General features: G+C 59.1%; 7 protein-coding genes. 3 read left to right on the top strand and 4 right to left on the bottom strand.

The window, feature by feature from the left end; translation table 11 throughout:
- Positions 1-162 precede the first annotated feature (162 nt).
- Positions 163-1,494 (top strand): NAD(P)/FAD-dependent oxidoreductase, encoded by a 1,332-nt coding sequence (locus CXY71_RS00735; RefSeq protein ID WP_104133821.1) that lies wholly within the window; start codon positions 163-165, stop codon positions 1,492-1,494.
- Positions 1,495-1,691: 197 nt separating this feature from the next.
- Here the strand turns inward: CXY71_RS00735 and CXY71_RS00740 are convergent, their stop codons facing one another.
- Genes CXY71_RS00740 through CXY71_RS00750 form a run of 3 tightly spaced genes read right to left on the bottom strand, consistent with a single transcriptional unit; the run spans position 1,692 to position 2,719 of the window.
- Complete coding sequence (locus tag CXY71_RS00740) at positions 1,692-1,922, bottom strand: hypothetical protein (RefSeq protein ID WP_104133822.1); 231 nt, start codon at positions 1,920-1,922, stop codon at positions 1,692-1,694.
- Between the two features lie 54 nt (positions 1,923-1,976).
- On the bottom strand, positions 1,977-2,486 hold the full coding sequence (locus CXY71_RS00745) for a hypothetical protein (protein ID WP_104133823.1): 510 nt from the start codon (positions 2,484-2,486) through the stop codon (positions 1,977-1,979).
- Entirely contained in the window at positions 2,483-2,719 is a 237-nt protein-coding gene (locus CXY71_RS00750) for a DUF2795 domain-containing protein (RefSeq protein WP_104133824.1), read from the bottom strand. Before CXY71_RS00750 ends, CXY71_RS00745 begins: the two co-directional genes overlap by 4 nt.
- A 181-nt stretch (positions 2,720-2,900) precedes the next feature.
- Between CXY71_RS00750 and CXY71_RS00755 the strand changes: the two genes are divergently transcribed.
- On the top strand, positions 2,901-3,602 hold the full coding sequence (locus CXY71_RS00755; RefSeq protein ID WP_104133825.1) for a spermidine synthase: 702 nt from the start codon (positions 2,901-2,903) through the stop codon (positions 3,600-3,602).
- A gap of 183 nt (positions 3,603-3,785) precedes the next feature.
- On the opposite strand, the gene CXY71_RS00760 is transcribed toward CXY71_RS00755, so the two are convergent.
- Positions 3,786-5,894, bottom strand: coding sequence for a UvrD-helicase domain-containing protein (locus CXY71_RS00760; RefSeq protein WP_104133826.1), 2,109 nt, complete (start codon positions 5,892-5,894; stop codon positions 3,786-3,788).
- Positions 5,895-7,429: 1,535 nt separating this feature from the next.
- Here CXY71_RS00760 and CXY71_RS00765 point away from each other — a divergent pair.
- Positions 7,430-7,885, top strand: coding sequence for a hypothetical protein (locus CXY71_RS00765; RefSeq protein WP_104133827.1), 456 nt, complete (start codon positions 7,430-7,432; stop codon positions 7,883-7,885).
- Positions 7,886-8,021 lie beyond the last annotated feature (136 nt).

The following is an 8,021-nucleotide window of genomic DNA, read 5'->3' on the forward strand; positions in this document are numbered from 1 at the left end:
TTCGGCGCATCCGCCGACTATCAGACGCTGTTCCGCGAATTTGGAATCACCACCGAAGCCGTCGTCGCCGCTGCCAAGGAAACAATCAGCGCGCGCTGAACCAAGAGATCAGCAGCGAAAAAACCATCATCGGCACTAAGTACGGTCGGAAGGAACACACTCATGACAACACGCATCGTCATTCTCGGCGGCGGAGCCGCCGGGCTGACTACCGCCCTCCAACTACAGAAGAAGCACGCGACCCGTTGGGCCAGCATCACCCTGATCGATGAATTGCCGTATTACACCTATCAGCCGTTTCTACCCGAAGTTGCTGGCGGCCACATCCGGGCCCGCGACGTGACCGTACCTCTGCACAAGACGCTCCGACACTCAAATGTCGTGCAGGCGTCCGTCACCGGCCTGGACAGCACAGGCAAGAGCGTCACGGTGATGACGCCAGACGGCGAAGGTCGAAACTTTCCCTACGATCACCTTGTGGTTGCGCTCGGAGCCGTCACTCGCACCTTTCCCACGCCTGGACTCGCCGAGAACGGTGTGGGGTTCAAGTCTGTTGAGGAAGCACAGTACGTGCGCGATCGCATTCTCGGAAACATTGCCCGCGCGGCCAGCGTTCAGGACTCGGCAGAGCGCAGAAAGCTCCTCACTACCGTGTTCATCGGCGGTGGCTACACCGGGGTTGAGGCCATGGCAGAGCTTGATGATGCCGCGAAGGCTGCGATGAAGAGCTACCGTGGACTCTCCCGTGAGGAGTTGCATTTCGTATTGGTGGAGGCGCTCGACCGGGTTGCACCCGAAGTTGGGCCCGAACTCTCGCAGTGGACTCTCGGTCAGCTCCGTGCCCGAGGCCTCGACATTCGCTTAAACACGACGATGCCGTCCTGCATTGACGGCAACGTCGTCCTCAGCGACGGAGAGACGATTCCGGCTGGCGCGATCGTCTGGACCGCCGGGGTGAAGCCGAACCCCGTTCTGGCTGACTTGGATTTGCCCCTGGGACCCAAAGGGCACGTCAATGTCAACGCCGCGCTGCAAGTGGAGACCGGCGACGGGGAGAAGCTTGAGGGCGTGTGGGCTCTTGGGGATGGAGCGCAGGTTCCCAACCTGCTGGCCGAGACGCAGCCGGCCTACTATCCACCGAACGCGCAGAATGCTGTGCGCCAGGCGGTGACCGTGTCCGCCAATATCGTCGCCATGATGAACGGACGACCGATCGTGGAATATCGACACGAATCGCTCGGAACGGTCGCCAGCTTTGGCATCGGCAAGGGTGCGGGCATCATGAAGGGCCTCAAGCTCAAGAACATGCCGGCGTGGCTCGCTCACCGCGCATATCACCTCTACGCGATGCCGACTATGAAGCGCAAGTTGCGCATCCTGGCTGGGTGGACGACGAACCTGGTTGCCGGCGGGGATACGACTCCCGTCGTGGGCCACGGCAACCCGCGCGCCAGCTTTCTCAGGGTCACACCCGTGGTCGCCGCAAAAAAGTAGGTCATCGGTGTAGCTTGCGGGAATGCTCACCGGGGCCGCGACTCCAAGAGAACCTACGGATTTCGACGCGGGGGTTGTTCCTGCGGGTCTTCCCATTCGGCCGCGGCTGCAAACTTGATGCTGCCGCGTCTCGGTGGCTGCAGAACCTCACCGTCGGTCGAGGCACCCTTTTTGACCTGTTTCGTTGCCACGCGTTCTTAACTTCCAGCCCTATCAATACCGGCAACGCCGACAATACCCACCGCCAGCATGCGGTCATCGAACTTGAACGCCGACATGAAAGTGTTGGAGATGGCGCGCTTTTCGTCCAGCGTATTCACTACCAACGCGGCCTGGCTCGTGCAGGCGTGCATCGCGTTTAATCTCACCGTGCCGCTGGCCCCCTCGCCATCGTCACCCTCGGACGAGCCGTCACCGCATCCGTCCACCGGACACTCATCAACGTCGCCGCCAGAGTTTCCACCTCCGCCGGTGGGTTGAGGCTAAGAAACGAATACTGGCGGGTCGTATTCTTCCGGTAGCTGCAATCCAATGCTCCCCGGGTGTACCACGGCCACGATGATCTGCAGCCGGGTGATGATCGCGCGAGTCGAGATCAGTGCGATAGCGGGAACATCGGGCCAGTAGGGTAAATTGTTGAATTCTTCCCACACGGCTTCGGCAGCTGAGGCATCCTGGCGGTCGATGGCCGACAGGAATCGATCGGTGAACCGCTCGTTGGCTGATACGAAGTCCCGACCGGCTGCACCCCGACCGTGTTGCGCGTTCCGCGCGCTGCGGGCAGAGTGCAGGAACCGGCCCAGAGTGAAGTCGAACAGGAACCCGTTTCGTCGCTCCCATTGGCCGTCGGACAGTCCAATCTCGGTAGCCACCTCGCGCTCCCAATCGCGGGTAGTGGTCGACGTGACGAGAAGTGCGAGGACACGGGAGGCCATGTATTCCTGAATGAGGTGGTAGTCGTCTTCGGCCAACGGGTGAATGTCGATGCTCATTCAGAGTCCGTGATGGCGATGTCGGGAAGAAATTTCCACAGGTTGCGGACATAATGAATCCGGCCATCAATAGGAAGGTTGTCCAGCATCATCACAAGAGGCCGCGGGGCATCGGATTGCCTGGCCGCTGTGACGAGATCCTCACGGAAGACCGGGTGTGTGTCGAAGACATGTCCGACGGCAGCGAGGATTGTCTCTCTCGTAGCCTCGGCTGTGGATTGTTCAGTCGTCATTGTGGTGTCTCCTGTCTGGTAGATTACGACAGTAATACTACTCTCACGTAAGAGGAGAGTTGTTAGCAGATCGGTACCTGGTGTCCGCGGCCGGTGGATACAGTGCATGACCTGTCACAATACGCATGGTATGCAATTGTGACGTTGCTCGTTGGATGCCGGTCAGCCTTGGGGAGACAAAATGATCAAACGGTTTGAAGAGCTCGATTTTCAGCCTACGGAGTTGGGCGACCTCACGCTGAGACGACGCCGCGAACCGACCCTGGACGTCGACGTCTATGAGGTGAAGCTGGGCGAAGCGTTTTTGATGTCGAGCCTGTTCACCGTCTCGGAAGAAGAACTCGCAACGCTGGGTCTCGCGGCGGTCGCCGGCGACCGGCTCGACGTACTGGTTGGCGGGCTGGGCCTGGGCTACACCGCGGTCGCCGCGCTGGCAGATGACCGGGTGGCGTCGATGACCGTCGTCGACACCTTGTCCCCAGTTATCGGCTGGCATCAGCGAGGGCTCCTCCCCGTCTCAGAGGCACTTACCGGTGACCCCAGAACCCATCTCAAGCTGGATGATTTCTTTGCCTTGATGCGGAGCACGGCAACCGCGAATTCGCCGCATTACGATGCAATCCTCGTGGACATCGACCATTCGCCGCGCTATCGCCTCGATGCCAGCCACTTCGATCTGTACACCGTTGCCGGACTGCGATCTCTTGTTGGACATCTCGCGGAGGGTGGAGTATTCGCCCTCTGGTCAGACGACCCACCGGACGCCGAGTTCATTGACATCCTCGCCGGCGTCTTTGGCCGTTGGCACGCCCACGTCGTCAGCTTCCCCAACCGGCTCACTGGTGGAACCTCCGCCAACACCGTCTACGTCGCACAATACTGATCAGCCGGCGGGTACCTGAGCGCCGCGACCGCGTACTGATCGCGGTGTGCAACTATCGTGCTGCATCGACCCGACCCGACCGGACAGCGACCGCTGGGCCAACGAAAGAAGGGCGCGCTCGACACGCTTTCGACATCTTTTCGACGGCGACTGTTCGTCGGACGCTAATCAAGCCAGAACTAGTTACACCGAAATTTTGACAGACCTCGCAAGCTCGGGTGCCGACGGTAAAAACGTCGATGCGGTGCCGGTGTGGGTGAGGTGGAGCTGGTGCATGGCCCGGGTGCAGGCGATGTAGAGCATGCTGCGGTCGATGTCGGTAGTGTAGGTGGCGTCATCGACGTGGGGAACAATGACGACGTCGAACTCGAGGCCTTTAGCAATATGAGCTGAGGTGATGATAATCCCACCGGTGAAGGTCTTGCTGTCATAGTCGAGCAGGGTAAGTTCGATGCCTTCCGCGGCGACGGCGCGATAGAGGCGTTCCGCCTGGTCGAGAGTTTTGCACACGATTCCCAACGATCTGTATTCGCTTCGCTTGTGCGTGGCAATTATCTCGAGAACCCGAGCAGTCTCGTCCTGCGGGGTTTCGCATGCCAGTAATTGCGGCGGCGGGCCGTGGCGTTCGATGGGGATGAGTTTGTCGTTGCGAGAGATGTTTTGTGCGAATTCGGTTATTTCGGTTGTTGAGCGGTAGCTCTTGCAGAGCTCAAGGCAGTCGGCTTCGGGGAAGATGCTGAAGATCGTCTCGAGGTTCGAGGAGCTGAACGGGTTCACCGACTGGTTCGAATCGCCGAGGATCGTCATTTTGCAGGCGAATAGTTTTCGTAGAACCGCGTATTGGATAGGGGTGTAGTCCTGCATTTCGTCGACGAGAAGGTGGTGGATGTCTTCGAAGCCGTCATGTCGTGCGGTCGTGATGAGCGTGTAAATCAGCGGTGCGACGTCTGAGTGTTCGATGCGCTTGTGGTCCAGCATCGTGAAGTGTGCTCGACGCGACGGTTCATTGTAGAAGGCTCGGTAGAGCGCGAACGCGTCCTTGAAGGGGAACATTGCCCGTACCTGCTTGCGCACACTGGTCGAGTCAACCGCGCTCCACTTGCCATGCCTGTCAAGAACACGCTGCTTCATCAGGTGGATCGCGCTGTCGGCTACTTGGTCGAGCCGGGTATAGATGGGTGAGGTGTGACCGCTCGCGAATGCGTCCGCCACCCAGTCGGCGCTCACCCGCTCTGAATGCTGCACAACCTTATCGGGCGTGAAGTCGTCTGCCCGGACTGCTATCCACTCGTGCAATTCCCCGACGAACTCCGGGGTCGCTTTGGCGCGCATGCGATCGGCGGCATCATGGTCAACGTTGTCAAGGAGGCCGCTGACCTGCTCGCTGAAAGTCTGGTGCTGAACAACTTTGCTGAGGAAGCGCTCGGCGATGCGGTCCAGATCGATCTCCGCGACCTGCTCCTCGCCGAGCTCCGGCAGCACATCGGCGATGTAGTCGGCGAACACCTTGTTCGGAGACAGGATCATGACGTTGCTGGATGACAGCGTGTCCTTGAACCGGTACAGCAGAAATGCCAACCGGTGCAGCGCGATAGAGGTCTTTCCTGAACCGGCAACGCCTTGCAAGATGAGCACCTTGGCCGTCTCGTTACGGATCACCGCGTTTTGCTCACGCTGGATCGTCGCGACGATGTTGCGCATCTTGTCGTCGGCAGACTCGCTGAGTTCGCGCTGCAGAACCTCATCGCCGATGTTGATCGAGCTCTCGAGCGAATACTGCAGGTGTCCAGCCTCAATCTTGTACTGGCGCTTGCCTACGATCTCGCCCTCGGCGACCCCTTCGGGCGCGTCGAACGTTGCCGGGCCGGCCTCGTAGTCGTAATAGAGACTCGAAACCGGCGCGCGCCAGTCGTGCACACGGAGGTCTTGGGTCTCGGGATCCCAGAAGCCGCGCACACCGATGTAATAGGACTTTGCCGAAGCAGTGTCAGCGTGTTGGAAGTCGACTCGCCCAAAATAGGGTGAGTTTCTGAGCCGCTCGAGAGAATCGCGGGATTTGACCGCAGAATCACCGATCGCTACGGATGTCGCCATCTGCATGCGTGCATTCGCTTTCTCGGCGTGATCCATATCGCGCTGGTGCTCCCACATCTCGCGCTTTTGTTCGTCCATCGCAAGTTCCGAACGGTCGATCGAATCGATTAAGTTCGCGTGGGCCGATTCCACAAGCTCGAGCGTTTTCGCGAGGTAGCGATGTTCGCCCGTTTTATCTGTGGCGGTGGCGTCTGTCATGAGTTTCTCCTGCGGCGGGGCACCCGACATGCACGCACCGCGTCAGAGGTGATTGCGGCGGCATGGGGCGTTCAAGGTGGTGGGGGAAACACACCAGAACTCAACCCTAACGTTTATGTTAAGTTGAGGTCTTGCTGGACCTCAGTTGCGCTATCGAACGCGGTCGAGTGACGGCAAGCTGGGGGTCACGGTGACCCGCGTGCCAGCTTTCTTAGGGTTACACCGTTGTAGCTGCACAGGAATAGGAGTTCGGCGTAGCTTCGGGGCTAGCAAACTGGTACCCGCAAGCTGAATCGTCGCTAGTTCACGGTCGCGCTTAGCTTTCTGGGTCCGGCTGTTGGCGTCGGAATGCCCACCGAGCGGGGCAGTGAAGGCCGAGAGACAGGCCAGCAATCGTGAAGTATCCCAACGCCGTCCGCCACGATTCGGCTGGCGCGCTTGCGGAAGTAAATGCGGTTGTCAGCCCCACGCACCCTGTGTAGCTTGCGATCATCAGCGATCCCGAATACACAGGACGGGATCGCCACGCTTCCGGGGTAAATGCCCACAGAATCCTGGCGCGCTCGGGTGACCGTGTAACGTCACTGTCGGCCTGCTGCTTACGCGGAAGATAAAAGTAAAAGTGCACACGGAGCAACCAATGCGGCGGCGCAGATGACCCCCTCACCAAACTTCCAAAAACGAGCACGCTCGGCGCAGCCAGATACGCACTTGCGAGCGCAACTACCGCGGTGCGATGAAGCCACCGTTCATCCGAGTCTCGAGCGGGTAATTCCAATGCCGTGCTCCCTACGAGCTTGACCTGCAAAACCTGACGTAGACTCCAGCCCAAATCAAACCTCACGTAAGGGTTGATTGATAAAGCAGGAATACATCCCTTAGGGCGCATGCCGAGTGGGCCCCTTTGACGTTGCACCTCGGTCTGTTTTTTGCCAGAGCTCGCATCGGAAGGGATTATGGTCGTGCGGCGCGATCGATTTAAAACAACTCTTACGTCAGGGTAGAGTTGACCGTCTGCCATGGATGCAGACAGGAACGGGAGAAATGAATTCATACGTTACGCACGTACCGCGCCGCCAAGAGCAGGCAACTGGATACGTCACGCTTGAAACGCGTCGAGTCGTTGGCCCGACCGGCTATGTAACTCGCTCCACCGCCGAATCGATTCCCGGCCGTTACGTTTCACCCGTTGCAGACGAAGCGAAGCTACGGGCGCCGCGCCACTGACCTCGGCCGGCACCGAACTCGGTGTTCCAGTGAGTCATTGTCGAGCACAGACGGCCGAGGGGTGAGCTAAGCAGCGTTTAGTCAAGGTCGAGCGTGCCGCGATCAGCCTCGACCTACTCTTTTGAATCGCCAACTATCGCGAGGTCCGCCGGTGCCGCCGCGCGCAAGATAAGGCTTTTTTCTTGCCCACGGCCAATAGATCCGTCCCGCAAGAGGCTTCCCTTACGGGGGCGTTTTCTGAGATTGACTATCTATCTATAGATAGTTCTATACACATGCTATAGATTGGTCTATAGGAGGTGGTTTGCATGACCACGATTAGTTATCGCCCTGAGGTTCAGAGGGCGCGGACGTTGCGCCAGCGGCTTAGCCTTAACCGTCTCGATTACCTTCGGGAGTTGCGGCGTTTGGCTGCGATCATGAGCCAGGCAGAGCTTGCGTCGCAGTTGGGGGTGAAGCAGCCGACGATTCATTCTGCGTTGCGAACTGCGGCAAAAATGGCGGATCCGGTACCGGGTTTTTCTGGTGCGTCTCCGTATGAGATTACTCAGCGGTATGCCACGGGGGAGTTGACGCGGGCTCAGCTCGTTGACGAGCTGAGCCGGTGGGCCTACCCGTCGGAGGCGCCGACAGGCGGTTTTGACCCGTTCCTGGTAACGACCTCCGGGTCATTCGACGAGGTAGGGCGCGCACGGAGTGAGGGGCTCATTGACGGTGCGATTTACGATGCGATCTTGGATCGTGCTGTGGATTCCTCTCAATAATCGTGGGCGGCATGCGGTGATGGTCGTTTCCTAAAATAATGCCTCTGATCAAGTATTACCGGTAACCCAGCATGTTGAGTACCGGCCTATTGCCTAGCCAAAATCCCTCCAGCCAGACTCCAGCCAGGCTGCCCTC

It is taken from the genome of Cryobacterium sp. Y62, from assembly GCF_002929785.1.
Classification (GTDB): domain Bacteria; phylum Actinomycetota; class Actinomycetes; order Actinomycetales; family Microbacteriaceae; genus Cryobacterium.